This is a genomic window from Streptomyces sp. NBC_01352 (genome assembly GCF_036237295.1).
Lineage (GTDB): Bacteria > Actinomycetota > Actinomycetes > Streptomycetales > Streptomycetaceae > Streptomyces > Streptomyces plumbiresistens.
In genome coordinates this window covers 7,127,117-7,153,984 of sequence record NZ_CP108354.1, presented here as the reverse complement: position 1 = coordinate 7,153,984, position 26,868 = coordinate 7,127,117, and the positions used below count along the sequence as shown (strand labels likewise).

Annotated in this window: 23 protein-coding genes and 2 tRNA genes; 5 read left to right on the top strand and 20 right to left on the bottom strand. The window is 69.8% G+C overall.

What is annotated here, in order from left to right; genetic code table 11:
* Window positions 1–229: 229 nt before the first annotated feature.
* From OG252_RS33160 to OG252_RS52400, 4 genes are all read right to left on the bottom strand, one after another.
* A complete protein-coding gene (locus OG252_RS33160) occupies window positions 230–2,890 on the bottom strand; it encodes a hypothetical protein (RefSeq protein ID WP_329340700.1) in 2,661 nt (886 codons plus the stop codon).
* On the bottom strand, window positions 2,887–3,093 hold the full coding sequence (locus OG252_RS33155) for a hypothetical protein (RefSeq protein WP_329340698.1): 207 nt from the start codon (window positions 3,091–3,093) through the stop codon (window positions 2,887–2,889). Before OG252_RS33155 ends, OG252_RS33160 begins: the two co-directional genes overlap by 4 nt.
* A gap of 234 nt (window positions 3,094–3,327) precedes the next feature.
* Entirely contained in the window at window positions 3,328–4,095 is a 768-nt protein-coding gene (locus tag OG252_RS33150) for a hypothetical protein (RefSeq protein WP_329340696.1), read from the bottom strand.
* A gap of 296 nt (window positions 4,096–4,391) precedes the next feature.
* Window positions 4,392–4,592, bottom strand: coding sequence for a helix-turn-helix domain-containing protein (locus OG252_RS52400; protein WP_443068508.1), 201 nt, complete (start codon window positions 4,590–4,592; stop codon window positions 4,392–4,394).
* Between the two features lie 163 nt (window positions 4,593–4,755).
* Here OG252_RS52400 and OG252_RS33145 point away from each other — a divergent pair, with 163 nt between their 5' ends.
* Complete coding sequence (locus OG252_RS33145) at window positions 4,756–5,331, top strand: hypothetical protein (protein ID WP_329340693.1); 576 nt, start codon at window positions 4,756–4,758, stop codon at window positions 5,329–5,331.
* A gap of 49 nt (window positions 5,332–5,380) precedes the next feature.
* Here the strand turns inward: OG252_RS33145 and OG252_RS33140 are convergent, their stop codons facing one another.
* The 5 genes from OG252_RS33140 to leuS all read right to left on the bottom strand — a co-directional run bounded on the left by OG252_RS33140 (window position 5,381) and on the right by leuS (window position 13,315).
* On the bottom strand, window positions 5,381–6,898 hold the full coding sequence (locus OG252_RS33140) for a recombinase family protein (protein WP_329340691.1): 1,518 nt from the start codon (window positions 6,896–6,898) through the stop codon (window positions 5,381–5,383).
* A gap of 9 nt (window positions 6,899–6,907) precedes the next feature.
* Window positions 6,908–7,582, bottom strand: coding sequence for a helix-hairpin-helix domain-containing protein (locus OG252_RS33135; RefSeq protein ID WP_443068441.1), 675 nt, complete (start codon window positions 7,580–7,582; stop codon window positions 6,908–6,910).
* A gap of 1,047 nt (window positions 7,583–8,629) precedes the next feature.
* Window positions 8,630–9,475 carry a DegV family protein gene (locus tag OG252_RS33130; protein WP_329340690.1) on the bottom strand — a complete coding sequence of 282 codons (846 nt, stop codon included), beginning with the start codon at window positions 9,473–9,475 and terminating at the stop codon, window positions 8,630–8,632.
* 71 nt (window positions 9,476–9,546) lie between these two features.
* Window positions 9,547–10,290, bottom strand: coding sequence for a hypothetical protein (locus OG252_RS33125; RefSeq protein WP_266439626.1), 744 nt, complete (start codon window positions 10,288–10,290; stop codon window positions 9,547–9,549).
* A 136-nt stretch (window positions 10,291–10,426) separates the two neighbouring features.
* Window positions 10,427–13,315 (bottom strand): leucine--tRNA ligase, encoded by a 2,889-nt coding sequence (leuS, locus tag OG252_RS33120; RefSeq protein ID WP_266439625.1) that lies wholly within the window; start codon window positions 13,313–13,315, stop codon window positions 10,427–10,429.
* A 520-nt stretch (window positions 13,316–13,835) separates the two neighbouring features.
* Between leuS and OG252_RS33115 the strand changes: the two genes are divergently transcribed.
* Both OG252_RS33115 and OG252_RS33110 read left to right on the top strand, forming a co-directional pair.
* A complete protein-coding gene (locus OG252_RS33115) occupies window positions 13,836–15,071 on the top strand; it encodes a cytochrome b/b6 domain-containing protein (protein WP_266439623.1) in 1,236 nt (411 codons plus the stop codon).
* Window positions 15,068–16,681 (top strand): NADH-quinone oxidoreductase subunit NuoF family protein, encoded by a 1,614-nt coding sequence (locus OG252_RS33110; RefSeq protein ID WP_266439621.1) that lies wholly within the window; start codon window positions 15,068–15,070, stop codon window positions 16,679–16,681. The genes OG252_RS33115 and OG252_RS33110 overlap by 4 nt, the downstream gene beginning before the upstream one ends.
* A 51-nt stretch (window positions 16,682–16,732) precedes the next feature.
* Here OG252_RS33110 and OG252_RS33105 read toward each other — a convergent pair.
* The 3 genes from OG252_RS33105 to OG252_RS33095 all read right to left on the bottom strand — a co-directional run bounded on the left by OG252_RS33105 (window position 16,733) and on the right by OG252_RS33095 (window position 18,906).
* Window positions 16,733–16,805: transfer RNA gene (locus OG252_RS33105), tRNA-Ala, on the bottom strand.
* A 148-nt stretch (window positions 16,806–16,953) separates the two neighbouring features.
* Complete coding sequence (locus OG252_RS33100; RefSeq protein ID WP_053750770.1) at window positions 16,954–17,187, bottom strand: hypothetical protein; 234 nt, start codon at window positions 17,185–17,187, stop codon at window positions 16,954–16,956.
* A 246-nt stretch (window positions 17,188–17,433) separates the two neighbouring features.
* Window positions 17,434–18,906 (bottom strand): MFS transporter, encoded by a 1,473-nt coding sequence (locus OG252_RS33095; RefSeq protein WP_329340679.1) that lies wholly within the window; start codon window positions 18,904–18,906, stop codon window positions 17,434–17,436.
* A gap of 94 nt (window positions 18,907–19,000) precedes the next feature.
* Here OG252_RS33095 and OG252_RS33090 point away from each other — a divergent pair, with 94 nt between their 5' ends.
* Window positions 19,001–19,846 carry a helix-turn-helix transcriptional regulator gene (locus OG252_RS33090; RefSeq protein WP_329340677.1) on the top strand — a complete coding sequence of 282 codons (846 nt, stop codon included), beginning with the start codon at window positions 19,001–19,003 and terminating at the stop codon, window positions 19,844–19,846.
* A gap of 108 nt (window positions 19,847–19,954) precedes the next feature.
* Here OG252_RS33090 and OG252_RS33085 read toward each other — a convergent pair.
* From OG252_RS33085 to OG252_RS33055, 7 genes are all read right to left on the bottom strand, one after another.
* A tRNA-Ala gene (locus tag OG252_RS33085) sits at window positions 19,955–20,027 on the bottom strand.
* 94 nt (window positions 20,028–20,121) lie between these two features.
* Window positions 20,122–20,790 (bottom strand): histidine phosphatase family protein, encoded by a 669-nt coding sequence (locus OG252_RS33080; RefSeq protein ID WP_266439614.1) that lies wholly within the window; start codon window positions 20,788–20,790, stop codon window positions 20,122–20,124.
* Entirely contained in the window at window positions 20,787–21,230 is a 444-nt protein-coding gene (gene rsfS, locus OG252_RS33075) for a ribosome silencing factor (RefSeq protein ID WP_329340674.1), read from the bottom strand. Before rsfS ends, OG252_RS33080 begins: the two co-directional genes overlap by 4 nt.
* Window positions 21,231–21,357: 127 nt before the next feature.
* Entirely contained in the window at window positions 21,358–23,106 is a 1,749-nt protein-coding gene (locus OG252_RS33070; protein WP_329340672.1) for a LytR C-terminal domain-containing protein, read from the bottom strand.
* Between the two features lie 16 nt (window positions 23,107–23,122).
* Window positions 23,123–23,857, bottom strand: coding sequence for a nicotinate-nucleotide adenylyltransferase (nadD, locus tag OG252_RS33065; RefSeq protein WP_266439609.1), 735 nt, complete (start codon window positions 23,855–23,857; stop codon window positions 23,123–23,125).
* Between the two features lie 104 nt (window positions 23,858–23,961).
* A complete protein-coding gene (locus tag OG252_RS33060) occupies window positions 23,962–24,126 on the bottom strand; it encodes a hypothetical protein (protein WP_266439608.1) in 165 nt (54 codons plus the stop codon).
* Window positions 24,127–24,235: 109 nt separating this feature from the next.
* Complete coding sequence (locus OG252_RS33055) at window positions 24,236–24,397, bottom strand: hypothetical protein (RefSeq protein WP_107091591.1); 162 nt, start codon at window positions 24,395–24,397, stop codon at window positions 24,236–24,238.
* 114 nt (window positions 24,398–24,511) lie between these two features.
* Here OG252_RS33055 and OG252_RS33050 point away from each other — a divergent pair, with 114 nt between their 5' ends.
* Window positions 24,512–25,648, top strand: a complete 1,137-nt coding sequence (locus tag OG252_RS33050) for a M48 family metallopeptidase (RefSeq protein ID WP_406492897.1) — start codon at window positions 24,512–24,514, stop codon at window positions 25,646–25,648.
* 134 nt (window positions 25,649–25,782) lie between these two features.
* On the opposite strand, the gene OG252_RS33045 is transcribed toward OG252_RS33050, so the two are convergent.
* On the bottom strand, window positions 25,783–26,853 hold the full coding sequence (locus tag OG252_RS33045; RefSeq protein ID WP_266439606.1) for an SCO2583 family membrane protein: 1,071 nt from the start codon (window positions 26,851–26,853) through the stop codon (window positions 25,783–25,785).
* Window positions 26,854–26,868 lie beyond the last annotated feature (15 nt).

Here is a 26,868-nt window from a genome sequence, read left to right as displayed (position 1 = left end):
TCCTTCGTGTTGTGGTGGTGAGGGGACAAGGGGGGGACAGGGGGGACGCCGTTCGTCCCCCCCTCTCTCGCGCATGTAGCGAGTCCGTTAGTTTTTGATCTTGATCTGTATATGTGCAGGTCAGAAGCTTGGTTGAAAATGGGACCTTTAGGTGGGCGAACGGATTTCGCTGTTCTGCGGGAGAGAGGGGGGGGACAAAGCCTGTCCCTGTCCCCCCTTCCGTCCCCCCTCATGAGGGCTCGACCGGGCCGCGCGAGAGCTTGCCGTCCCGGTCCACAACCCACTCGCGAAGTTGGGCGTAGTTGATGGCGTCGTTGATGTGCTTCTTGTCGCGGCCTGCGAACTTCCCTCGCAGCGCCGAGCGGGTGAGGGCGTCGCTTTCGCGGACGTACACGGCGATGCGGGTTGCGATCCGCAGGACCGCCCTGTCGGCCCGCTCGTTCTCCGCGACGACCTTCGCTTGGTCTACGCGAACTTCCTCGATGATTCGGGCCTGCGTCCGCCGCTCCTGGTCTTCCCGACGCTCCTGCTCGATCTTCCGCAGGGCTGCATCGCGAGTTGCGCACGACGCCTGCCAAACCATCTCTGCCAGTTGCCAGTCGTCGGTGGTGACGTGGAGGCGACCAGTGAGGATGGCGAGCAGCGAGGCGACCTTGGCGAGCATCAAGGGGGCGTGCGCATCGAGGGGGTTGATGTCGGCGACGGACATCTCGCCGCGTGCCTTTGCGAGGTCGACGCGACGCAGCTCGGCTTTGATCGCGTCGTCGAAGGTGATCAGCGTGGGAACCTCGGCGTCGATCGCCGCCCGCCACTTGACCAACTCGCCCGGCCAGGGCGGCTGCTCGTCCGGGATCGACGGGTCGATGACTTGCAGCCATAGGAACCGTTGCGGGGTACCTTCGGCGATCTCCTCGAAAAGCGGTGCGACCGTCTCAGGCTGGAAGCCGACCAGCAGGCCCATGCTGTACGAGCCCTTGGGGATGTAGCGGCTGGTGTCCTTGCTGGCGTTGGTCTGGCCGAGGGTTTGCCCCACGGCTGCGCTGCGGAGGGTCTCTCCAAGGGTCGACCCGGAGCGCTCCTTCATGAGCCGCGTGAGAGAGGCGCCCTCGTCGATGTAGAAGAAGGCGTTGTGCCGCACCTGTCGGCGGACCCGCACCGTAACGGGCGTCTCGGTTCCGCCCCGCCCTTTGCGGGTCTCTCCGGTCTCTTCCTCGACGGTGTCCATGAAGATCTCAGCGATACCTTCGCCGGATCCGATGGGCAGGTTGTCGCGGAAGTCGAGACCTCCCGGCGCCGGCAGCAGCAAGTCGGCGACGTCGACGCCTGTGGACTTGCCGATGCCGGACGGGCCGATGATCCCGGCGAACAGGTTGAGCGAGGCGTAGCCCGCGACGCCCGTGTCCGCCCGGATGTGGTGTGAGACGAGGCTGGACAAGCGAGTCAGGGTGGCAAGGAATGCCACGTCGCCAGATCGGTTGCGGGAGTGTCCGGCCTGACGGATGTGCCGCAGTTCTTCGCGCCTCGCGTAGAACTCTTCCGGCAGCAGCCCGGCCGGCTTGCTGGGCCCTTCCGGTTCCTGCGGCGGGTCGTCGGAGTCCGGCGGGTCGACGAGGTCGTCCCAGTTGATCCGCTCCTTGGCTCGTTGGTGGTTGTTCTCGTCGGGCAGGCAGCGCCGTTTGACCTCGTCGAGGACGGCGGCCGACAGCCCTCCGGCGGGGCCGTGGGCTGCGCGTCCGGCGGCGGCGCGGAGGATGTCGCTGGCGGCTGCGCTGACGTCGCCTCCGTAGTTGTAGTGAGCCCACAGGTAGGGGACGGTGAGCTTGCGTCCGGCGGGCTGCGCCCCGACGGGGAGGTCTGAGCGTTCGGACCAGTTGATGGCGACGTGGTCGTCGCAGAGCAGGCTGTAGGCGCTGCTCGCGGACTCTCCGCCTGCGGAGGGGCGAAGCCACTTCTGGCGGCCGTCGCTGTGGGTGCCTTCGTAGGTGAAGCCGGCGGGCTCGAGGACGTCGCTGAACTCAAGGTGTTCGGCGAGGACGTCGAGCGGCCCGTCACCGGTCGGTACGACCGCTCGAGGTGCCCGGCGGGGGCGCGGCGGGGTGGGCTTGATGCCGAGTCGCTGGTTGCGGCGCAGCTGCTTCTCGCGGCTGGCTTCCTCGAGCGCCTGGCGGGCAGCGTGGGCGAGTTCGGCGGCGGCACCGGCGAGAACGCTGAGGTCGTAGATGACACCGCTTCCGGGGCCGATGCTGGTCGGCCGCTCGAGGCCTTCTTTGCGGTTGACGGTGCCGGGCAGTTTCATCAGCCGGTCGAGGTTGCCGACTTCGGTGTCCCATGACCAGCCGTGCCGGTATGCCTGCGCGGCGAGGGTGGCCTGCCACGTCATGGTCAGGTCTTTGACCTTGGCGCGGTCTTCGTCGTCGCCGATGACGTGGAACTCGGAGAGCAGCCAGACGGGGTTGTATCCGCCTCCGGAGTGGACCCATCCGCTGGGTTCGGGGAGCCCGGATTCCGTGACGACTTTCGTGACGGCGTCCTCGTCGGGTGGGGCGGGCAGATCGTCGGGTCCGGGCTTGTGGCCGATGGTCCCGAAGTCCCCGTCTGCCCACAGGTGGGTGAGAGCGTGGGCGAGGTCTTCGCCGCCGCGCCCCTTGGCGGGGTGTTCGCGCAGGGTGGTGACCTGGGTGTAGATGCCCTTCGGCTGTCGCGTGTCGAGGCGGACCGCGTAGTCGGTCGCAGCCGTGAGCCCGCTTTCGTCGGTGCTGAACCTCCGGCCGGCCCACTTGTCGGCGTCGGAGCACACGCTGATGAAGCCCGGGGCGTCGGCGTACACGTGCGACAGCCACGTCTTAATGACGTCGGGGTCCGCGGAGAGCGGCGGCTGTTCGGTGCTCACTCGTGCTCCTGGTCCATGACGGCGATGACGCCGTCGGCGAGGTAGTTGATGTCGTTGATCCAGCGGCGGGCGCAGGCTCGTACAGCGCGGGGGCTGGGCTGTTCGGCGAGGTGCTGCCGGATGCTGTCGATGACGAGCTGACGGCGTCCGCGTTCGCGCGCCCACTGTTCGCGCAGCTGGTCGCTGTGCATGGCGTCGGGCATGTCGGGCTGTTCGCCCGGTAGCCGCATGGCGGGCCGGACTACACTGGTGGTTGAGGAAGTCGGCGTCGTTGCGGGCGCTGTGGAGGGGTCCGGGATGAGCGCCGGGCCCCTTTCTCGTGTCGCCATGTCGTTGTCCTTCGCGGCGGCGAGGCGGTGCGGGTGCCTGTGCGGAGGCCGGTCTCGCGAGGGATATTGAGTTGGTGGCCGCGCCCGTCGCCGGGCGCGGCTGGGGCCCTACAGGTCGTCGGCGTCGAGGGCGGGGCCGCGGCGAGCTCGGCGTTGGGCCTCGTCCTCGGTCAGGCCGTCGGTGCTGAACATGTCGTCGTAGGCGTTGCCGCCGGTCGGTGTGCCGTCCGCGCCGTAGGTGGGGATGCCCTTGAGCTTGTCGCCCCAGATCTCCCGCATCGCGTACCCGAACGCGGGGAGCGTGTTGTTCATGAATTCCTTGGACCAGGGCGACGCCGAGATCAGGGCGGGCAGGCGGTCGCGGGAGACGAGCCAGTCGCTGTAGTCGGACCAGAGCTTGCCGTCTGCATCAGGCTTGGCCTCCGGGTCGTCGACGATCAGGTCGATGTCGAGGCGGATGTAGTCGCGCATCCGCCTCCAGCCGAGGCGGCCGTCGCCGCGTTCTTCGTCTTCGCGGCGCTGGTCTTCGAGGTCGAAGCTGGCCATCGTTTCGGCGAAGCTGTGGGCGCGGGGCATGAACCAGCCGAGGGCTTCGGCGACGTCGGAGAGCAGTAGGTACTCGACGCTTTCGTTGCCGTCGTCGGCGACGTACAGCAGGGGGGCGTTGCCGAAGCCGGCGAGGTCGATGTCCGTGTCGGAGACGGGGCTGAGGGGGGCGATTCGGTTGAGCCGGTCCATTCGCTGAAGGATCATGGCGACCTGCTCTTCGGGCCCGTAGTTGAAGAGCCGGTCGTCGTTCTTGGCGACGAGGCGTTCAGCGAATCCCTGGAAGGGGGAGCGTCGGCCTGCCTGGCTGAGCTGTACGACGTCTGTCATGATGCTGGGAGTCCTATCTGTTGTTGAGGCCCTGGGTCGCTGGCGAGCGATGAGCCCGGGGCTTCGGCATGTACGGGCTGTGTGGCCCCTGTCGGCCGGCGTTGACGCGCCGGTCTGGTGGGGGCCGCTTTCATGTCGCTACGCGGCCTCTTGGCTTGCTGCTGCGCGGCGTTCGGCCGGTTGCTCCGTGAGGCGTAGGAGGGCGACGAGACGGCGCACCTGGGCTGGCGTCAAGGCGCGTTCCGCGTAGACGTCGGCCAGCGTCCGGTGTTCCCGTGCACGCTCTTCCGCCGCCCTCACGCGACCTTCTCCCGACTGTCCGCCGTGACGATTCCGAGGAGGTCGGCGAGCTTCAGGGCTGCCCCTGGCCGCGGCTGAACTCGTCCGGATTCCCAGCGAGAGAGACTGCCCGGCGTCATATCCAGAGCCGTTGCGACCTCTCGCAGAGACATCCGAAGAGTCAGTCGGCGTTCGCGGGCCTGCCCGGAAGCAAGCATGCGACGCACCTCGGAAACCCGCTGAAGGGCTTCGATGTCCATGAGTGAATTCAACACTACTGCCGATGTGTTTGCAACAAGCTCACTGAAGTGTTGACCTCATGAAACGCACACTTGCTGCCAGGTGTTGCACTCGCGTCCTGTGGTCAACGACGATGGCCGCATGCCCGCACGCACTCAGCTCGAGGTCGAGGCCGACGAGCCCGAATACTGGCCGATCGGCGTCGACGGAAGTCGGACCATCGAGGTGATAGTGCGTGACCCCGACCATGACGGGACGGCGCTCTTCAAGTTCGGAATGGTCCCCACCCTTGGCATGCGGATCGTCACGTTCACCGCGTTCTCCAACCAAGGCTTCAAGGCCAGCCTCAAAGATCTGCCCGTATCCCGGTGGGAGAAAGTTGCGCGAGCGGCAGCAGAACGGCGCCTGATGGCCGGCGGCCCCTACGGGCAGCATGTTGCGCCCGAAGACGCAGCCCGAAGCATCGTCAACAAGAAGTTCCCCGAGCTCGCGGACGCCAGTGGGGGCAACGCCCTCCGTAGGCGCAACGGCTTGATCCACCTGGCGATGATGTTCGAGGAGTACAAGCGAGCCGAGGAGACCGGCGTTGAGAATCCCGCGCAGGTGCTAGCCGAGAAGCATTCGGTCTCCGCCGCTACCGTGCGCGGCTGGCTCCACAGGGCCCGCAAGGAGGGCCTGGCTCCCGAGAGCACACACCCCAACGCCGGGACGCGCTGAGCGTCCTGAACGGCGAAGGGCCCCGCCGTCTGGCGGGGCCCTCCGCATGTCACCCGCGCGGTACGAGCCGCGCGGGGTTGAACTTGTTGCCGTAGCGGCGGTCGTGCGGCAGGACGCTGTACCCGCCCGGCAGCAAGGCTAGGAGCACCTCGCGCTTGTCGGCCGGCGGCAGGTCCCGCCACCCGCTCTGTACGTCACCGGCCAGCAGCCGCCGCAGGACCAGCGGGGCCCGGGACACCAACAGGGCGCGGGACTCCTTTACGCGAGCCTCAATGATGCTGCGGGCTTCGCGATACTCGCCGAAGCTGATCTCCCGTCGCGCGTACATGCGGGCCAGCTCTTTGAGTTGCTCTTCGTCCTCTGCGAGTTCACGCCGCGCCTCGTCGCTCACCTCGGTGTCCGCAGCATTCCGCAGCTGCTCAAGGATCCGCGGCTTTCCCAGTAGCTCGAGAACCTGGCTCTCGACTTCGTCCTCGACGAACGACGCCTTCACTGCCAACTTCCCGCAGCCGCCGCCCTTCGGGTTGCACCAGTACCGGGGGCCTCCGTTTCCGTGGCTGCCCGTCGGCATGTGCCCGCAGAGGGAGCAGTGCAGGGCGCCGTTCAGCCAGCGCTGCAAGGTGAGGTCTGTCGTACCGGCCCGTCTGGCGAGGCGCAGGCAGATCTGTTCCCAGCGCTCCCTGGGGATGATGGCGTCCCAGATGGCGTCGCCGACGATCTCGCCTTTGTGTGCGCGCAGGCCGGCGACTGAGGGCTTGGAGATGACGGAGCCTATGCTCCGTCCTGACCAGGGCGCGCCGGTGGCTGTAGGGACTCCCCGACGCTGCAGGTCGTCGGCGATTGAGTTGAGGCTCTCGCCCACCTCGGGGTCGATTTTCTGCCGCTGCTTCTCGGTCCAGTCGTCCCAGTCCCCCAGAATCCTGGCTCCGATCTCTACAAGGATCTTGGCCTCATCCTCTACGACCTTCTTGCTGTCCAAGGTGAAACCGTATCCGCGAAACCCTCCCCCGCCAGGCTTGCCCTCGGCCGCCAACTCCTCGTGCTTGCGGGCGACTCGACGCGCGGTGTCACGGCTGGACTTGTTGGCGACGGCACACATGATGCGAGCGACGGTGATGTCTGCGTCGTTGGCCAGCCGGAGCGAGCCCGTGACGGACTCGACGGGAATGTGCGGCCGGCGGGACTCGACAACGTCGATGAGGTCTTCCAGGTCTCGAGGGTCGCGGGCGACGCGGTCGAGGTCGTCGGCGATCATCCCGTCGAACTCCCCGGAGGCGAGCCCCTCAAGGGCGGCTCGAAAGCCGGGCCGGACGGTCCGCAGGGCGCTCGTTCCGTCGGGCAGCTTGATCTTGCGGCGCTTGTAGGCGCTGGTGTCGTCCTCGGGGATCACCTTGGCGATGGTCCACCCGAGTCGCTTGGCGAGGGCGCGGCCGTCTTCCTCCTGGCGGCCGATGCCCTTGGAGAACTCGGCTCGGCGGCGCTCCGCCTCCGTCTGCTGGTCCTCGTCTTCGTCCTCCGGCTTGCGGTAGCTGATACGCAAGAGGAGTACGGCGCGGCTTGGGGTCATGTTCGTAGATTAGCATTGACATCTCGGATCGCCGATGCCGTTGACCTCACGCAGCTCGTCCACGGAGCGGAAGCCGCCGCGCTGGGTGCGGTAGTCGACGATGTGCTGCGCCAGCACGGGGCCGACGCCCGGCAGCGTGTCGAGCTGGTCGACGGTGGCCGTGTTGAGGGAGACGGGAGCAGCCGGTGCCGCTCCCGCCATCGAGCCGACCGGGCCGCCGCCCAGACCCGTGCCCCCCGCACTGGCCGAGCCCGGCATAGAGGCGCCGGCAGGACCGCCGACGATCACCTGTTCTCCGTCCACTAGGAACCGGGCGCGGTTGAGACCGTCGGTGTCCGTACCGGGCCGCACCCCACCGGCCGCGCGCAACGCGTCGGCGACCCGCGAACCGGCCGGCAGGCGATGGATACCCGGCTCACGAACCTTGCCGCTGACGTCCACGACGATCTCGACTCCGGCCGCACCCACGGCGTTCGGCGCCCCGGCCGAGGCTGCCGGTGGCTCTGCGGGCTCGCCGCTCTGCTGCCCCTCCTCGTACGGAGCGGCCGCGCGCACCACCTCGGGCGCTCGGACGGCCTCGGTGCGGCCCGCCCAGAAGTGCTGCACGGCGAAAACCGCGGCGACGACGAGCACCACGGAGAGCGCGAGGACGCTCCGCCGCTCCAGTCCACACCTCGTCTGCACCCACACCGGCATCCGCTCCCGCAGAGCAAGCCCGGCCCACCCCCGCCGCCGCCCGACCGAACCGAGCCCCACCCCGAGGCCGGTCGCGGCAGTCTTGTTTGTCTCACCCGGCCCGACCCGTCCGTCCGGCCCGATCGATCCGACCGAGCCAACAGACTCGCCCCTCCCAGCCGACCCGACCTCGACTGGCCCGACCGGCCCGACTGGCCCAGCAGCCTCGACCAGTCCGTCCGACCCAGCCGATCGGACCGACCCGACAGACTCGACCCTCCCAGCCAACCCAGCCCCGACTGATCCAACTGGCGCGACTGACCCAGCGGTCCCGACCAGCCCCGTCGGCCGAATCGGTCCAACCGGCCGGATCGACTCACCCAGCCCACCGGTCAAGCCAACGTCCGCAACCTCCGCGCCCCCGGAACCCGCGGTCCCCATACAGTCCGACTCAGCCTCGACTCCCACACCCGTAACAACGCGCGCTTCCACAAGACCGCCGAGGCCCTCACCGTCGACCCGACCGACAACCACGCCGGCACCCGACGCATCCGGGTTCGCCCCGACACGCCCGTCGCCGCCCTCCGAAACCCGCGCTCCCGCGCCCGGCGGCCCCTTCCCCGACTCCCGCCACTCTCCCGCGCGTTCGGCGAACAACGCCTCCGCCCGTCGCCGGAGCTCGTCCGCGGAGGCGTGCCGGGCACGGCCATGGGTGGGGCGCCGGCGATGGCGGGTGCGCCCGTCGGAGGCGGGGCCGCGGCCCGGGCCACTGGTTGCGTTCGCTGTGTGTGAGTGTGATCGAAGTGCCATGCGCCGAGGATCGGTCACCTCGACACTTCCGCGATGATCTTGGTCAATTCCCGGGGATTACCGCCGGGTTGTGGATAACTCCGTCACCCGCACGAGCGCGGACGCCCCCAAACACGCCCAACACCCACGCACACCCGGCATCCCGCACCCCGCACCCCGCACCCCGCACCCCGCACCCCGCACCCCGCACCCCGCACCCCGCACCCGCCAGTCATCCACCCCGCACACACGCCTCCCCCGCCAACCTCAACGCGGCGAGACCACAACCCCCAACAACCCAGGCCCCGTATGCGCCCCGATCACCGCCCCGACCTCGCTCACATGCAGATCTGCCAGCCCCGGCACCCGCACCCGCAGCCGGTCCGCCAGGGCCGACGCCCGCTCGGGGGCGGCGAGATGGTGCACGGCGATGTCGACCTGCGCGCCGCCTGCCCGGTCCACCGCGATCTCCTCGAGGCGGGCGATGGCCTTCGACGCCGTCCGCACCTTCTCCAGGGGCTCGATCCGGCCACCCTGGAGCTGCAGCAACGGCTTCACCGCGAGCGCGGAACCGAAGAGGGCCTGCGCGGCGCCGATCCGGCCGCCGCGGCGCAGATAGTCGAGGGTGTCGACGTAGAAGTAGGCGGAGGTGCCCGCGGCCCGCTTCTCCGCGGCCGTCACGGCCTCGTCCACGGTGCCGCCCGTCTCCGCGGCCTCCGCCGCCGCGAGGGCGCAGAACCCCAGGGCCATGGCGACCATCCCGGTGTCCACCACCCGCACCGGAACCGGGGCCTCGCGCGCCGCGACGACCGCCGCGTCATGGGTGCCGGAGAGTTCGGCGGACAGGTGCAGGGAGACGATGCCGGTGGCGCCGGCCTCGGCGACCTTGCGGTAGGTCTCCGCGAACACCTGGGGGCTGGGCCGCGAGGTGGTGACGGAACGTCGCTTCTGCAACGCCTGGGCCAGCGAACGGGTCGAGATCTCGGTGCCCTCTTCGAACGCCCGGTCGCCGAGGACCACGGTCAGCGGCACCGCGGTGATGCCGTGACGCTCCATCGTCCGCGGCGGCAGGTAGGCCGTTGAATCGGTGACGATCGCGACATGGCGGGACATGAGCTGGAGGTTACCTGGCGTAGCGCCCTGGCGGCAGCCCGGCCCCTCTCACCTGGGCGTCCGTGTCCGGATCAAGTCGTGCTCTCCGGGCGGGTCTTCTTCTGCCAGGGATAGGTGGGGCGCGGGCTCGGCGGGGTGATGGCGGGCCGCGTGGGTTCCTCGGCGGTGCGTGCCTGGGGCGTCTGAGGCCAGGTCTGCCGGGCCGTGTCGGTGTCGGGGGCGGCCGGGGCCTCCGGCCACGGGGGCGGAGGTGTGGCGGAGGCGGGTTCCGCTGTCGTCCAGTGCCGCAGGGCGCCGGCCTCGACGTCGATCTGCGTGCTGAGCGAGTCCAGGTCGTCGTCGGCGAAGCGGCGGGCGCGGTCGCGGGCCGCCCAGCGCAGCGAGTCCGCCGACTGAGTGATCCGCTCGGTGCGCTCGCGCAGGCCGGGCAGCCGCTCGCCGAGCGTCGACTTGTCGGGCTCGGACTCCAGGCGCCGGAGCTCGGCGTCCAGTTCGTGCCCGTGCGCGCTGAGCCGCTCGAAGAGGCCGATGGACTCCTTGAGGGACTCGTCCTCGGCCACGCCCGCGTGCAGGGCCTCCTGGGTGGCGCGCATCGACGTGCGCAGCTTCAGCCGCAACTGGGCGATCTCGCCCGCCGGGCCGGGCTGGGCGAAGGACTTGGCGCGCAGGGTGTGGTCCTCGACCGTACGACGGGCCTGGGTGATGGTGCGGTCCACTCCGCGCTTGGCGGCGCCGACCACCTTCACGGTGGCGTAGGCGCCGAGCACCACAAAGAGCACGAAAAGCAGGGCGACTACTGCGATCACTGCTTCCACCAGCTCCTCCTCCGACCGTCGGCACGCTCCGCGCCGCTCTTCAACGGTAAACGCTACGGGCAGGCCCGGAGTTCCAGAAGAACCCCGAACCTGCCCGTAGGGGACTACCCCGAGCTGCGGCCGGACGCCGCCCTACCTACGCCGGAACGATGTTCACCAGCTTCGGCGCCCGCACGATCACCTTGCGGATCCCCGCGCCGTCCAGTGCTGCCACGACCTTCTCGTCGGCCAGCGCGACCTTCTCCAGCTCGTCGTCGGAGATGGACGGGGAGACCTCCAGCCGCGCCTTGACCTTGCCCTTGATCTGCACGACGCAGGTCACGCTCTCGTCCACGACGTAGGCCGGGTCGGCGACCGGGAAGTCCTGGTGGACGACCGAGTCGGTGTGGCCCAGCCTGCGCCACAGCTCCTCGGCGATGTGCGGGGCCAGCGGCGCGACCAGCAGCACCAGAGGCTCGGCGACCGACCTCGGCACCGCGCCGCCCGCCTTGGTCAGGTGGTTGTTCAGCTCGGTGACCTTGGCGATGGCGGTGTTGAACCGCATGCCCTCCAGGTCCTGGCGCACCCCGTCGATCGCCTTGTGCAGGGCACGCAGTGTGCCCTCGTCGGGCTCCGTGTCGGCCACCGACAGAGCGCCGGTCGTCTCGTCCACGACGTTGCGCCACAGTCGCTGCAGCAGCCTGAACTGACCCACCACCGCGCGCGTGTCCCACGGCCGGGAAACGTCCAGCGGGCCCATCGCCATCTCGTACAGGCGCAGGGTGTCGGCGCCGTACTCGTCGCAGATCTCGTCCGGAGTGACCGCGTTCTTCAGGGACTTGCCCATCTTGCCCAGCAGCCGGGAGACCTTCTCGCCCTGGTAGTAGTACGCGCCGTCGCGCTCCTCCACCTCGGCGGCCGGCACCGCGATGCCCCGGCTGTCACGGTAGACGTAGGCCTGGATCATGCCCTGGTTGAACAGCTTGTGGAACGGCTCCGCCGAGGAGACGTGCCCCAGGTCGTGCAGGACCTTGGACCAGAAGCGGGCGTACAGCAGGTGCAGCACGGCGTGCTCGGCGCCGCCGACGTACAGGTCGACGCCGCCGTGCGGCTGGCCCTCGCGGGGGCCCATCCAGTACTGCTCGATCTCCGGGTCGACCAGCTTCTGGTCGTTGTGCGGGTCCAGGTAGCGCAGCTCGTACCAGCAGGAACCGGCCCAGTTGGGCATGGTGTTGGTCTCGCGGCGGTACGGGCGGGGGCCGCGTCCGTCGCCCAGGTCCAGGGTGACGTCGACCCAGTCCTGGTTGCGCGACAGGGGGGTCTCGGGCACGGTGTCGGCGTCGTCCGGGTCGAAGGTGCGCGGCGAGTAGTCCTCGACCTCCGGCAGCTCCAGCGGCAGCATCGACTCGGGCAGGGCGTGGGCGATGCCGTCCTCGTCGTAGACGATCGGGAAGGGCTCGCCCCAGTAGCGCTGCCGGCTGAACAGCCAGTCCCGCAGCCGGAAGTTGACCGTGCCCTCGCCGATGCCCTTGCGTGCCAGCCACTCGGTGATGCGTGCCTTGGCGTCGGCGACACCCAGGCCGTCCAGCGAGATGTCGTCGTTGGAGGAGTTGATGATCTTCGCGTCGTACGACGCGAAGGCGTTCTCCCAGGTCGAGGTGTCGGTGCCGCGGCCGTCGGTCGGCTCGACGATGCAGTGGATCGGCAGCTCGAAGGCGCGCGCGAACTCGAAGTCGCGCTGGTCGCCCGCCGGGACGGCCATGATCGCGCCGGTGCCGTAGCCCATCAGCACGTAGTCGGCGATGAAGACGGGGATCTGCTCGCCGTTGACCGGGTTGGTCGCGTACGCGCCGATGAAGACGCCGGTCTTGTCCTTGGCCTCGGCCTGCCGCTCCACGTCGGACTTGGAGGCGGCCTGCGCGCGGTACGCGGCGACGGCCTCCCCGGGGGTGGCGTGACCGCCGGTCCACACGTCGTGGGTGCCCTCGGGCCAGGCGGCCGGGGTGAACTTCTCGACCAGGGGGTGCTCGGGGGCCAGCACCATGTAGGTCGCGCCGAACAGGGTGTCGGGGCGGGTGGTGAAGACCGTGATGCGCTCGCCGTCGATCGGGAAGTCGACGCGGGCGCCCTCGGAGCGGCCGATCCAGTTGCGCTGCTGCAGCTTGATGGCCTCGGGCCAGTCCAGCGCGTCCAGGTCGTCCAGCAGCCGGTCGGCGTAGGCGGTGATGCGCATGTTCCACTGGCGCAGCTTGGCCTTGAAGACGGGGAAGTTGCCGCGCTCGGAGCGGCCGTCGGCGGTGACCTCCTCGTTGGCCAGCACGGTGCCCAGGCCGGGGCACCAGTTGACCGGCGCGTCGGAGGCGTACGCCAGGCGGAACTCGCCCAGGACGTCGGCGCGCTCGGTGGCGCTCAGCTCGTGCCACGCGCGCGTGTGCCCCGGTACGGCGCGCTCACCGGTCTCGAACTGGGCGATCAGCTCGGCGATGGGGCGGGCCTTGTCGGCCTCGTCGTCGTACCAGGAGTTGAAGATCTGCAGGAAGATCCACTGGGTCCACTTGTAGTAGTCCGGGTCGATCGTTGCGAACGACCGGCGGTTGTCGTGGCCCAGGCCCAGCTGGCGCAGCTGGACCTTCATGTTCTCGATGTTGGCCTCGGTGGACACCCGCGGGTGCGTGCCGGTCTGCACGGCGTACTGCTCGGCGGGCAGGCCGAAGGCGTCGAAGCCCAGGGTGTGCAGGACGTTGTGGCCGGTCATGCGCTGGAACCGGGCGTAGACGTCGGTGGCGATGTAGCCCAGGGGGTGGCCGACATGCAGGCCCGCACCGGACGGGTACGGGAACATGTCCATGATGAACTTCTTGGGCTTGGCGCTCAGCTCCGGATCGCCGGCCAGGTCACCGCTCGGGTTCGGCGCCGCGTAGGTGCCCTCGGCGTCCCAGAAGTCCTGCCAGCGTGCCTCGATGTCGGCCGCCATGGCGGCCGTGTAGCGGTGCGGCGCTGCCTCCGCCGACACGGCAGCGGCGGCAGCGGGGTTCGTCTCGCTCATGATCCTCAAAGCTCCATCGATCGTCTCTGCCAGCGGCTGTGACATCCGGGAAACGAAAAATCCCCTCGCACAGGAGGGGACGCCGCGCCGATTCCGACCATCCGATTCGCCCGGTGGTCGGGACTGATCAGCGCGGCTCGCTAAGCAGAAGGCGTACGGCACGCATGGCGTTAGGGTACCGCAGCCGTTGAGCACGATGCGACGCGCTTACGTATGCCCTCTTGGCACCGGGTGCCGCCCTCACCGACCCGTCCACCAGATTCCGTCCAGCACACTGATCACACCCGCCGACCACTGAACCAACGCCACAGGTTACTTCGCGTAACAACCCCTAAGGGACATCACAACGACGACCTTGTCGTTTGGTAACAACGCAATAACTCAAACCTCGTACCCATCGGTATGGAGCCACTTAGAGTGCGGCAGCGGGACCGCTTTCCCGAAACTGCTCGGAGTTGCCCCCATGAACACTCGTCGTAGTAACAGCTCGCTCCCCAAAACGGGCCGGTCGGCCTATGGGATGGCGTCGGCTGCCTTCCTGCTCCTCATACCCGTATTCGTGCTGGTCGGAGGTGACAGGGTCCGGGACTTCCTCAATTTCGGCGCGGGCGTCCTGTCACTCGTCTCGCTCAGCTGCTCGGTGATCTGGGGCCTGGTCGCCCAGGACCGGGTCTTCCTGAACACGCGCCAACGGATCATCGGACAGGCGGTGCACCGGACGACCGCGGTCGCCTCGATCGCGTTCCTGCTGTTGCACATCACCACCAAAGTCGCGCTTGATCACACCAGCCTGATCTCGGCGCTGATCCCCTTCTCGCTCGGCGTGACCGGAAGCGCCGGCCTGATCGGCCTCGGCTCCCTGGCCGGCCTGCTCATGATCTTCGTGGGCATCACCGGCGCCATGCGCAGCGCCTTCGCCTCCCCGGCCCCGATCGCGGCCCGCTGGCGCGCCATGCACATGCTGGCCTACCCGGCCTGGTGCGCCGCACTCATCCACGGCCTGTACGCGGGCCGCACGGCGAAGCCGATCTTCGTGATCCTGTACGGCCTGTCCCTGCTCGGCGTCACCGCGGCCCTCGCCCTGCGCGCGGCCCCGCGCCCGGTCAAGCGCAAGGTCGCCGACAGGATCACCGCGTTCCTGGGAACCAGCGAGGAGCGGCCGGGCCGCGATGAGCTCGACGCCAGCCGGGCCAGGATGGCCGAGGGCGCCGCGCTGCCGGGCTACGAGAACCGGCGCGGCCCGCGCGCCGCCCAGCCCGGCACGGCACCCCCGTACGACGCCCCCCTGGGCGCCCCCGCGTCCCCGGAGCCCGCGAACGGCTTCGCGGCCGCCTACCGGGCCGTGTCGACACCACGCCAACAGCAGCCCTACGCGGCCGACCAGACCGCGCGCATGGACCTGCCGATGGACATGCAGCCCACGGAGGCGATCCCGCGCTACGACAACGGCGGCAGCACCTCGGGCAGCTGGCCGATCCCCTCTCCGCCGCCGGTCGGCGAGGCACCCCCGTCGGCCTACGACCCGCTCCAGGACACCGGATACAACATCCCGGCCTATGACAATTCAGGCGCCTCGGGCTATGGCTCGAGTGACGTGTACGACACCACTGAGACGAACAACCTCTACGGCGCGTACTACCCGGACGACACGTACAACAGCGGTCCCGCCACTGAAACAACGCCCGGTGCTTCCTACGACTTCGACGCACCGGGTTCGGGCGAACCTTGGAACACGCCTTCCGGAGGCTTTAAGTGAACGAGGCCCTGCCCGACGTCCCAGAAGTCCGCGTGGTCGGCCTTCCCCAGCTCACGTCGGGCTTCGACCTTGTCGAGAGACTCGACCTGCCCATGCACCTGAAGGTGCACGGGCCGCTCGAACCGATGGGCGGCGAGCAGCTCGCGAAGCTCTCGGAGGCCATCAACCTGAAGGGCCGCGGCGGCGCGGGCTTCCCCTTCCACAAGAAGCTGCGCTCCGTCGCCGAGTCGGCGATCAAGCGCGGCGTACGGCCGGTCGTCGTCGTCAACGGCAGCGAGGACGAACCGGCCTGCCGCAAGGACACGGTGCTCATCAACCGTGCCCCGCACCTCATCCTGGACGGCGCTCTGCTGGTCGCGGAGGCGCTGGGTGCCCGCACGCTCGTGGTGGGGGTCACCCGGGAGTCCACGCAACGCTCCATGGAGGCCGCGCTCGCCGAACGCGGCCTCAGCAACGGCCGCCGATCGGCTCTACGCGCGCGCGTGCAGCGCAATCCCGTCCGGATGGTCACCGGAGCGGCGGCGTCGCTGATCCGCTCCATCGACGGCGGCCCCGCGATCCCGCCGGGCCGCAAGGTCAGCGCCTCGCAGACCGGCGTGGGCGGGGCGCCCACGCTGCTGTCGAACGCCGAGACCTTCGCCCAGCTCGCGATCGCCGCCCGCATCGGCCCCGAGCGCTACGGCAACACCGGCCTGTACGACGAGCCGGGCACCGTCATGCTCACGGTCTCCGGCGCGGTCGCACGCCCCATGGTCATCGAGGTCCCCACGGGCGTGCCGCTGCGCTACGTCCTCCAACTGGCCGGCGCCCCGCCGGTCCCGCAGGGTGTGCTGACCGGCGGCTACCACGGCAAGTGGATCGACGCGGCGACGGTCAACGAGGCGATCGTCTCGCGCAACTCCCTGGACGCGGTGGGCGGTTCGCTCGGCGCCGGCGCGATCCTGCCGATCAGTCAGGACACCTGCCCGCTGGGCGAGTCGCTGCGCGTGGCGCAGTGGCTGGCCGAGGAGAGCGCGGGACAGTGCGGTCCCTGCTACCTCGGTCTGCCGGCCGCCGCGCGCGGCATGGAGGACATCATCAACGGCGGCGGCCCGGCCGCCCTCGAGGCGCTCAAGCAGGTCGCCAAGAACGTGAAGCGGCGCGGTGCGTGCTCGCACCCCGACGGGTCCGCCATGTTCCTGGAGTCGACGATCAAGGCGTTCACGGACGACCTGGCCGCGCACGTCCTCGGGAACGGCTGCGGAAGGCCCGTGGAGGGCGTTCTGCCGCTCTTCGAGGGCGGCAAGACGCCCACGGGTATCCCCGGCGGCAGCGAGGCCGAGGAGAACGGCCCCAGCCGTCAGAAGATCTACGTCGACTGGACGCTGTGCCGGGGCCACGGCCTGTGCGCCGACATCCTCCCGGAGGTCTTCGAACTGGGCGCCGACGGCTTCCCGACCGTCGCGCAGGCCCAGGTACCGCGCTACGCGGAGGCGAAGGCGCTGCGCGCGGTGCGGCGCTGCCCGGCGCTGGCCCTGCGCATCGAGGAGGACACCCGCTCGCAGGGCGCGACCCGCAACAACCTGCCGGTCCTCTCCCAGGGCCGCGGCCGCCGCGCCCTGGGTCGCTGACCACACGACGAAGGCGGGTCATCCTCTCGGATGACCCGCCTTCAACTGTTGTGGAGCTAAGGAGAATTGAACTCCTGACCTCCTGCATGCCATGCAGGCGCTCTACCAACTGAGCTATAGCCCCTCGCGGTCATGCGGCGGAGCCGCATATCGACCGTGTCGCCCGGTTCCCCCGGCGGCGACGCCAACATTACCGGCCCACCGGGGGGACCACCAAATCGTTTCCGTTCTGTCCGGTTACGCGGATCGATGCCCGATCCGGCGGTGATCACTCATGCCGTGACGAACGAATAGAACCGTTTGAGCGTGCAGTGCTCTTCGAGGAGCCGGCCGTAGATCGGCTCCCCCTCCAGTTCCCGGTACGTCTCGATCGGGTCGCCTTTTATGATCAGCGCCCGCGCGCACTCCTCGCACCAGTACTGGTACTCGGGATTGACCGGTTCCATGTCACGGACGATCGGCGTACCGCTGCCGCACCAGTCGCACTTTCGCCTGTGTGCACCCATCGATCAGCTCCAGCTGTGGCCGCAGGCCGTGCACACGTAGGAGATCCCGCCGTTGTCACCGAGAACTTGGGCCACATGGACGGAACCGCAGGAAGGGCAGCTGAGACGGATGACCGTATCCCGTGTCGATGCTGCTTCGCGGAGGTGGCCGACCTCCGCGAGGATGCTCGCAGGCATCACTACTCCCTCCCGTCGGGCCGCGCCCCCTTCCGGCCGTTTGATTCTGCCACGGCCGGGCCAATACGGTCAGCGACGCCTCAGTACCAGTCCGGACACGGCACCCACCGCGGCCGTTCCGGCCAGCGCGAACATGCACGCCAACAGCGCCTCCGCAGAGGTATACGCCTGCGAGGCCCCAAGTGACTCAAGCCGGTTCAAGAACAGTGTGCCGAACACCGCGACGCCGGTCAGCTGGCCGAGCTGGGTGACCGTGGCCAGCAGACCGCTGGCGTCCGCCGCGTTCTCGGGCGGCACCGTGGCCAGCGCCCGGGTGAGCGTCGGGCTGAAGGCGAGCGCGAGACCGACACCGACACCGGCGTACGCGACGTACAGCGGTGCACCGCCCTCGTCGCCGCCCTTCAGGGCCAGGCCCACGCCCGCGACCGCCAGCGCGGTGATCACGAAGCCGGCCGGGGTCAGGGCCCGCTGCCAGGACGCCGGCCAGGTGCGCCAGGTCAGGCCGACCAGGCCGAAGACGACCGCGGTCGGCGCGAAGGTGAGGCCGGCCCGCAGCGCGCTGTAGCCGAGGCCGCCCTGGACGTGCAGGGTGAGCGCGAACAGGAAGCCGCCGTTGACGGCCATCACCGCCAGGATCCGGAAGACGGCGAGGCCCATGCCGGGATGGCGCAGCACACTGGGCGCGATCAGCGGGGCGCCGCCGCGCCGGGCCAGCCGGGACTCGTACGCGCAGAACAGGCCGAACGCGATCGCGGCCGCGGTCAGCGACAGCCAGGACCACAGCGGCCAGTCCTCCTCCTGCCCGAGCACCAGCGGCACCGTGAACAGCGACACGGCCGCCCCGAGCAGCACCAGGCCGGGCAGGTCGAGGCCGCGCGTCGGCCGCGGGGCCGCGGGGCCGTCCCCGGGCAGCAGCAGGCGGCTGCCGAGGACCAGCAGGACGAGGCCCACCGGCACGTTGACCAGGAACACCGGCCGCCAGCCGGTGCCGAACAGGTCGGCGCTGACCAGGATTCCACCGAGGACCTGCCCGGCGGCGGCGCCGACGGCGAGGACCGCCGAGTAGGCGCCGAGCGCCTTCATCCTGGCCTCGCCGGTGAAGTTGCGCTGGATCAGGCTGAGCACCTGCGGGATCATCACCGCCGAGCCGGCGCCCTGGACCAGCCGGAACACGATCAGTTCGGTGGCGCCCTGCGCCAGACCGCAGGCCAGCGAGGCCGCCGTGAACAGGGCGAGCCCGGCCAGGTGGACCCGGCCGTGCCCGAACCGGTCGCCGAGGCGGGCGCCGGTGATCAGCAGCACGGAGTAGGTGATGGCGTATCCGGTGATCACCAGCTGCACATCCGCGCCGGACGCGTGGAGGTCGGTGGCGATGGTGGGGGCGGCGACATTCACGATGAACACGTCGAGCAGCGCCATGAACTGGGCGGCGAGGACCAGCGCGAGCAGCGCACGGGGCGGATTGTCAGTGGCGGGCGCTTTACTGATCGCAGGACTTGGAACGGGTGCGGGACCCGGCCCCGTCCGGGGAGTTGTCGTCATGCCGTCGAGCCTGGCGTCCCTCCGGTACGGGTGCCGAGTGCCCGCTGATGCTGGTACCGACAGCACCTGGCAGGGGACAGGTGCGGCATCGACGATGGGGGACGTGACGATGGGGACGACACAGCGCCGCCGGCCCGAGCTGGCCACTTTTCTGCGCACGCGGCGGGCCCGGGTGACACCGGCGGACGTGGGCATGCCGCCGGGCTTACGGCGTCGCACACCGGGCCTGCGCCGCGAGGAGGTGGCCCAGCTCTCGGGTGTCGGTGTGACCTGGTACACATGGCTGGAGCAGGGTCGGCCGATCAACGCCTCCGCGCAGGTCCTGGACGCCGTGGCACGCACGCTGCGCCTCGACCCACCGGAGCGGGAGCACCTGTACCACCTCGCCGAAGTGCCGTACGCACACGCCCCGGAGACTTTCGCGCAGACGGTGGGACCGGAAGTCCTGGGCATCATCGAGGCCCTCGAACCACGCCCCGCGGTGGTCTACAACTCGCGGTACGACATCCTGGCCGCCAACTCCGTCTACCACGACCTGTTCCTCTCCGATCCGATGCCGGCCCGGCGCCCGCACAACGCCCTGTGGGCGCTGTTCACGGTGCCGGAGAAGGACTGCCCGCTGGTGTTCCGGGAGACGGAGCTGCCGGTGATGGTGGCGACCCTGCGCGCCGCGTACGGACTGCATGCCGGGGAGCCGGTCTGGGAGGACTTCATACGCAGGCTGTCGGCGGCGAGCCCGCTCTTCGCGCGGCTGTGGGAGAGCGGCGACGTTGCGGAACCCGGGCGGCGGGTGAAGACGTTCCGGCACGCGGAGGCGGGTGAGCTGCGGATGACGTCGGTGTCGCTGTCGATCAACGGGATGCCGGAGTGCCGGATCGTGGTCTACACGCCGGACGACGAGGAGACGGCTCGGCGCACGGCCCTTCTGAGGAGGGCATAAAAAGAAATCCCGCCCCAGCGGGACGGGATCTTCATCAAGCGATCTTCGACAGCGCACGATCTTTGACAACTCAAGAGTCCAACTCAAGACTGTCGATCTCTCGATCTGTGGAGCTAAGGAGAATTGAACTCCTGACCTCCTGCATGCCATGCAGGCGCTCTACCAACTGAGCTATAGCCCCTTGCGTTCTTCCCGCTCGGCGGGGCGAACAAGAAGAACTTTAGCCTGCGACCTGCCGGAAAGTGAAATCCGGGTCGCGGGCCCTGGTGCCCCGCTCAGTCGTCGTCGCCGAGCACCGGCTCCGGCAGGGTGCCGGCGTTGTGCTCGAGCAGACGCCAGCCGCGCGCCCCCTCGCCGAGGACGGACCAGCAGCAGTTGGAGAGTCCGCCGAGGCTCTCCCAGTGATGGGACTCCAGGCCGAGGAGGCGCCCGATGGTCGTCCGGATCGTGCCGCCGTGGCTGACGACGACGAGCGTGCCGTCGTCGGGGAGCTTCTCGGCATGCCGCAGCACCACGGGGGCGGCGCGGTCGGCGACCTCGGTCTCCAGTTCGCCGCCGCCGCGGCGCACCGGCTCGCCGCGCTTCCACGCCGCGTACTCCTCGCCGTGCCGGGCGATGATCTCCTCGTGCGTCAGCCCCTGCCAGACGCCCGCGTAGGTCTCGCGCAGGCCCTCGTCGTGGGTCACCTCCAGGCCGGTGAGCGCGGCCAGCTCGGCGGCCGTGTTGGCGGCCCGCTGAAGGTCGGAGGCGACGATCGCGTCGGGCTCCAGGGAAGCCAGCAGCCGGGCGGCACGCTGGGCCTGGAGAACGCCGGTCTCGGTGAGGGAGACGTCCGTGGTGCCCTGGAAGCGGCGCTCCACGTTCCACGAGGTCTGGCCGTGCCGCCAGAGGATGACACGGCGGCCACGGCCCGGCTTCCGGCCGGCTCCCGCGGGGGCGCTCACCGGGGTTCCCCGAACTCGGCGGCGTCCTCCTCGGCCCGCAGCTTGGCGTGCTCCTCGCCCTTGCCGCGGGTCGCCTTGGCGTCGGCGGGCAGCTCGAGCTCGGGGCAGTCCTTCCACAGCCGTTCCAGGGCGTAGAAGACGCGCTCCTCGCTGTGCTGGACGTGGACGACGATGTCCACGTAGTCGAGCAGGATCCAGCGGGCCTCGCGGTCGCCCTCGCGGCGCACCGGCTTGACGCCGAGCTCCTTCGAGAGCCGCTCCTCGATCTCGTCGACGATCGACTTGACCTGACGGTCGTTGGGCGCGGAGGCCAGCAGGAAGGCGTCGGTGATCGACAGGACGTCGCTGACGTCGTAGGCGATGACGTCGTGCGCCAGTTTGTCGGCGGCCGCCTGGGCGGCGGTGGTGATGAGCTCGAGAGAGCGGTCAGTCGCGGTCACTACAAGGCTTTCGGTCGGCGGACACTTGACACCAAGGGTCTCACGGACAGCCGAGGCCACCCCACGCGATCAGTGGATCACGTGGGGCCGCCCCCGGCCGACCCTACGGACAGACTCTTGACGGGCCCTAGGAAGAGCTCGGCTCGTAGTCCTGGCCGAGGACCACGGCGACGTTCGCGCTCCCCGAGACCTTGCCCTTGCTGACGGAGCTGGTGGCCAGGCCCAGGGTCTTGGCAACCTCGATGGCGTTCTCCTTGTCGGCGGCGTCGGCGTAGACGACCTTGGAGGCGGTCTGGGCCGAGGAGGCCGTGCCGCCTTCCAGGAAGCTGAAGCCGCCGTTGAGGAGGACGACGCGGGCCTTCTCGGTGTTGTCCTTGACGCCGGTGGCGTTCTGGACGGAGACGCTGACGGCCGCGTCCTTGTCGGGGCTCTTCGCGGTGCCGCCGAGCACGTCCTTGACGACGCTGTCGCTTGCCTCGGCGCTCAGCGTGCCGTCGGTCTGCACAGGCAGCAGCGCGGTCTTGTAATCGCCGCCCTTGGCACGGTCGGCCAGCTTGGCGAGGAAGGTGCCGAGGTCCTTGTCGGTGAGCGACGGGTCGAGGATCTGCGCCAGCGTCTGCACGGTGGTGGTCGCCGCCGTGGGGTCGGAGGACAGCTTGCGCAGCACACTCTGCATGACCTGGCCGAACCGCTCCAGCTGGGCGTTCTGGGCCTCGCCGGAGGCGCGGTAGGTGGCGTAGGCCACGGCCGCCTTGCCGCTGAGCGTCTGGCTCTTCCCCTTGTTCACCAGGGGCGCCTCGCCCTTCTTGGCGTCCGGGTCGGCCACGACGGTGTTGGTGTCGACCTCGATGTTGCCGACGAGGTCGACCAGGTTCTGCAGATAGGGGGTGTCCAGGCGCCAGGTGCCCTCGATGTCGGTGCCGAGGACCCCGTCGAGGGAGTCGCGGGTGCCGGAGGAGCCGTCGTCCTCGACCGACTTGGCGAGGGTGGTCGTGGTGCCGCCGTCGTCGGTCAGGACGAGGGAGTTGGGCAGCAGGACGGTGGTGCCCTGCTTGGTGGTGGTGTTGTCGACGAGCAGTGCCGTGGACGTGCCGCCCTGCGCGGTGTTGTGCAGGTGGACGACGATCACGTCACGGTTCTGTGCCCCGACGGCGGTGGCGGTTCCGGTCTTCGCGTCCGAGGACGAGGACAGTCCGGGCAGCTTCCCGGCGTACCAGAGGTAGCCGGCGCCGCCGACCGCGACCAGCGCCAGCACCACCACGAGGGCGACGAGGCGGCTGCGGGCGCGGCGCTTGGCCTCCTCGCGGCGCTCGGTGCGGTTCTCGGTGAAGTTCAGCCAGTCGATGACGTCCTCGGAGTCGCCGTCCGGCTCCTCGACGAAGGCGAACTGCTCGGTGCGGTAGTCCCGTTCGCCCTCGGCCGGGTGGTTCCCGTCGGCGTCGGAGCGGGGGCCCCGCCCAGGGATGTCCGTCCGCTCGGGCGGGCCGGCCTGCTGGGGGATGTAGGCGGTCTGCTCGACGACGCGGGGCTGCTGACCGCTGGTGGCCTCCCGGCCGTAGGGGTCGTACGAGGGCGCCTGCCCGCCGGTCTGCTGGGCACCGGTGCCGTAGGGGTCGTAGGGCGGTGGCACGGGTGCCTGCCGGCCGGTGTCGTACGGGTCGTACGGAGGGGCCGGCTGCTGCCCGCCCGTCGCGTACGGGTCGTAGCCGTAGCCCTGCTGCTGCGCGTACGGGTCGTACGGCTGCTGGGGGGCCTGCTGTGGCTGTTGCTGCGGCGGGGCCGGCCGGTACATCGGCCGGCCGTACTCGTCGTAGCCGACGAGCTCGTACCGGTCGTCGTGGTTGCCGCCGTATCCCGCGTCGTATCGGTCGTTCACCGGTGCCCCTCTCGGCTCACTCGCCGCGGTACAGCTCGCGCTTGTCGATGTAGCGCACGACTCCGTCCGGCACCAAATACCAGACGGGGTCGCCCTTGGCGACTCTCGCACGGCAGTCGGTGGAGGAGATGGCGAGGGCGGGGACCTCGACGAGCGAGACACCGCCCTCGGGGAGCCCGGGGTCGGACAGGACGTGGCCCGGCCGGGTGACCCCGATGAAGTGCGCGAGGGAGAACAGCTCTTCCGCGTCCCGCCAGGTCAGGATCTGGCCGAGGGCGTCGGCGCCGGTGATGAAGAAGAGGTCGGTGTCGGGATTGAGCGCGCGCAGGTCACGCAGGGTGTCCGCGGTGTAGGTGGCGCCGCCGCGGTCGATGTCGATGCGGCTGACCGAGAACTGGGGGTTCTCGGCGGTCGCGATGACCGTCATCAGGTAGCGGTCCTCGGCCGGGGAGACCGTGCGGTGGCTCTTCTGCCACGGCTGGCCGGTCGGGACGAACACCACCTCGTCCAGGTGGAACTGCGCGGCGACCTCGCTGGCCGCCACGAGGTGCCCGTGGTGGATCGGGTCGAACGTCCCGCCCATGACGCCGAGGCGGCGCTTGCCGGGGTTCGACGGTCCGTTGCCGGCGCCGCTCGACAGACGGTTCCCGACGCCGCGACCCGGACCTCTCCCGGTGGCGCTCACCGGGCGGTCGTCCGTGCCGTTCGGCGTGTCGTTCGCCGGACCGGTAGGCATGTCCTGCTCTCCCATGCGTGCAGACCCTACCGGCCCGGCCTGAGAGCCCCGGCCGAGAGATCCCCGGGACGGCCCGTGCGGGACGCCCCTGCCGGATTCCTGCCGGGCTCGTGCCGGGCTCAGCGGTCGCGGTTGAAACGGGTCGTGATCCACAGCAGAAGCATCAGGATGACGAAGGCGGCCCCGCCGGTCACCAGCGGGTCGAGGCTCTCGTGGTTGCCGCCGTGCTCCTCGCCCTCGGCGGCAAGGGTGACCAACTGGGCAGCGGTGCTGTGGAAGCTCATCTTCGGCAGGACCTATCCGGTGTGGGCGGGATGAACACGTCGGCCCATGGTAAGCGGGCGGTCCGACGCCGATCACGCCGACTCCGCCATCGGGAACCTTCGCCCCGCCTCAGTCGTCTTTCCGCTTGTACCCCCGCAGCAGGAACCACGCGGTCAGCACACAGCCCAGCACCATCACGATCAGTACGACCCGGAGCAGATTCCCCGCCCCCTGCTGCTCGGCGGCGCGCGCGGCCTCGGCGAGCCAGGCGGCCCGGGGGTTGTGCTCCATGGCGCGGAACTCCTTCGCTGTAGTGCCCGTCCACGGTAACTCCGCCTAGGCTGGGCCCAGCTTCGGGGGAGCAAAGGGCCGCACAAAGATCCGCAAAGGGCCACACACACGCACATGGGGGAAGACATGTCCGACGGCCACCAGCAGAACGGGCACGAGAACGTGCCGAGCAGGCAACGCAGGCGCTTCCCGGGGATCTCCTCCCGTGCGTACGAGCACCCGGCCGACCGCTCCGCCCTGGTGGCGCTGCGCAAGCTGAGCGGCTTCGACACGGTCTTCAAGGCGCTGAGCGGTCTGCTGCCCGAGCGCAGCCTCAGGCTGCTGTTCCTGTCCGACTCGGTGCGCGTCTCCGACCAGCAGTTCGCGCACCTCAACGACATGCTGCGGGACGCCTGTTACATCCTGGACCTGGAGAAGGTCCCGCCGATGTACGTCAACCAGGACCCGCAGCCCAACGCCATGTGCATCGGCCTGGACGAGCCGATCATCGTCGTCACCACGGGCCTCGTCGAGCTGCTCGACGAGGAGGAGATGCGGGCGGTGATCGGGCACGAGGTGGGCCACGCCCTGTCCGGCCACTCGGTGTACCGCACCATCCTGCTGTTCCTGACCAGCCTCGCCCTCAAGGTGGCGTGGATCCCCCTCGGCAACCTCGCGATCATGGCGATCGTGACGGCGCTGCGCGAGTGGTTCCGCAAGTCGGAGCTGTCCGCGGACCGCGCGGGTCTCCTGGTCGGTCAGGACCTCACGGCCTCGATGCGCGGTCTGATGAAGCTCGCCGGTGGCAACCACCTGCACGAGATGAACGTGGACTCGTTCCTGAAGCAGGCCGAGGAGTACGAGGCCGGCGGCGACCTGCGCGACTCCGTGCTGAAGATCCTGAACGTGCTGCCGCGCTCCCACCCCTTCACCACCATCCGGGCGGCCGAGCTGAAGAAGTGGTCCGAGTCCCGGGACCACCAGCGGATCATGGACGGCCACTACCCGCGGCGTGCCGAGGACAAGGACACCTCGGTCACGGACTCGTTCCGCGAGTCGGCGTCGAGCTACGCCAGCAACGTCAAGAGCTCCAAGGACCCGCTGATGAAGCTGGTCAGCGACCTCGCCGGCGGGGCCGGGGACCTGGGCGGCCGGGTGCGGCGCGGCTTCGGCGGCTTCGCGAGCTCGGCACCGCAGGACCGGCCGCCGACGGACCCGACGGACGAGCCGGGCCCGGCGAACGGTACGGACACGCCCCCGCGGGACAACTGACCGAGACGACTGGCCGAGACGACTGGCCGAAGGGCCCTCGCAGCCGACGGAACCAAAGAGACCCGTCGGCTGCTCACACCTCCGGCTGCTCGCCGCTCCGGCCGCTCACACGGCCACTCGCACCTCCCGGCCGCTCACACCTTCGGCTGCGCGCTCGTCGCCAGCGATCCGCACAGCGGCGTCGCGCCGCCCGTCGCGTACGGGTCCGTGCCCGCGGGGCCGCCCGCCTTGGCGGTCTGCCCGGCGAGCAGCGGGTGCAGGTGGTTGGTGGAGTCCTCGGCGCAGGACAGCGGGCCCGCCTGCACATAGGAGACGACGAGCTGGGTGGTGTGCAGCCGCAGGTCGTCGCGGTCGAAGCGGAAGTGCAGCTCGCGGCGGACGGTGAACAAGGACGCCTCGGCCTTGTCGCCGGCGCCGGGGGCTCGTAGCGCGTACACGAAGGTGTGGTCCGCGGTGACCTCGAGCGTGGACGAGTCGGTCTCGGCCGCCTGGAGCGTGCCCTGGACCCTGATCTTGCCGTCGGCCAGCTCGGCGCCGGACGGGTCGAAGCGAACCAGCCATCCCGTGGGGGCGTGCCGTCCGTCGGCGGCCGGGCGGTCGAAACTCTCGTCGAACTGGCCGAGTTGGTCCGCGTCGAGCAGGACGCGCACCGGACGGACCTGTCGGCCGGTGAGGACCTCCGGGTAGAGCGAGGACCGGACGATGTAGTCCTTGGCGGTGGTCAGGGCGGCGACCACCTGGCTGTCCGAGAAGTGCGCGGTGCGCCGGGAGGCGGGCAGCGGGATGCCCTCGGCGCCGATGCGGTACTGCGCGGCGGGGCTGTGCGCGTACAGGTACTCGGTGTCGGTGTGCCCGGGCACCTTGCCCTGCGGGGCGAGCGGGATGACGGTCATCCGCAGGGGCTCGACGGGCTGCTGCGCGGCGGGGGTCTGGTAGGGATGCCGTACGCCCATGTAGATCGCGGTGCCGAAGGCGACGGCGATCAGCAGGACGAGGATCAGCGCCTGCCGGGACAGGCCGCGGCGCAGCGGGGGCCGGCGGCGTACGGCGGGCGCGTGGTCGGCGATGCGCTCCTGCGCGGAGAACTCCTGGAGGCGGGCAGCGCGGACGAACGACTCGTCGAAGACGACGGATCGGTACTCGTCCTCTCCACCTCCGGGGCCGCCCTCGGGTGTCCCCTCAGGTGGGTTTCCAGGCCCGCCCATATCTTCAGGGTAGGT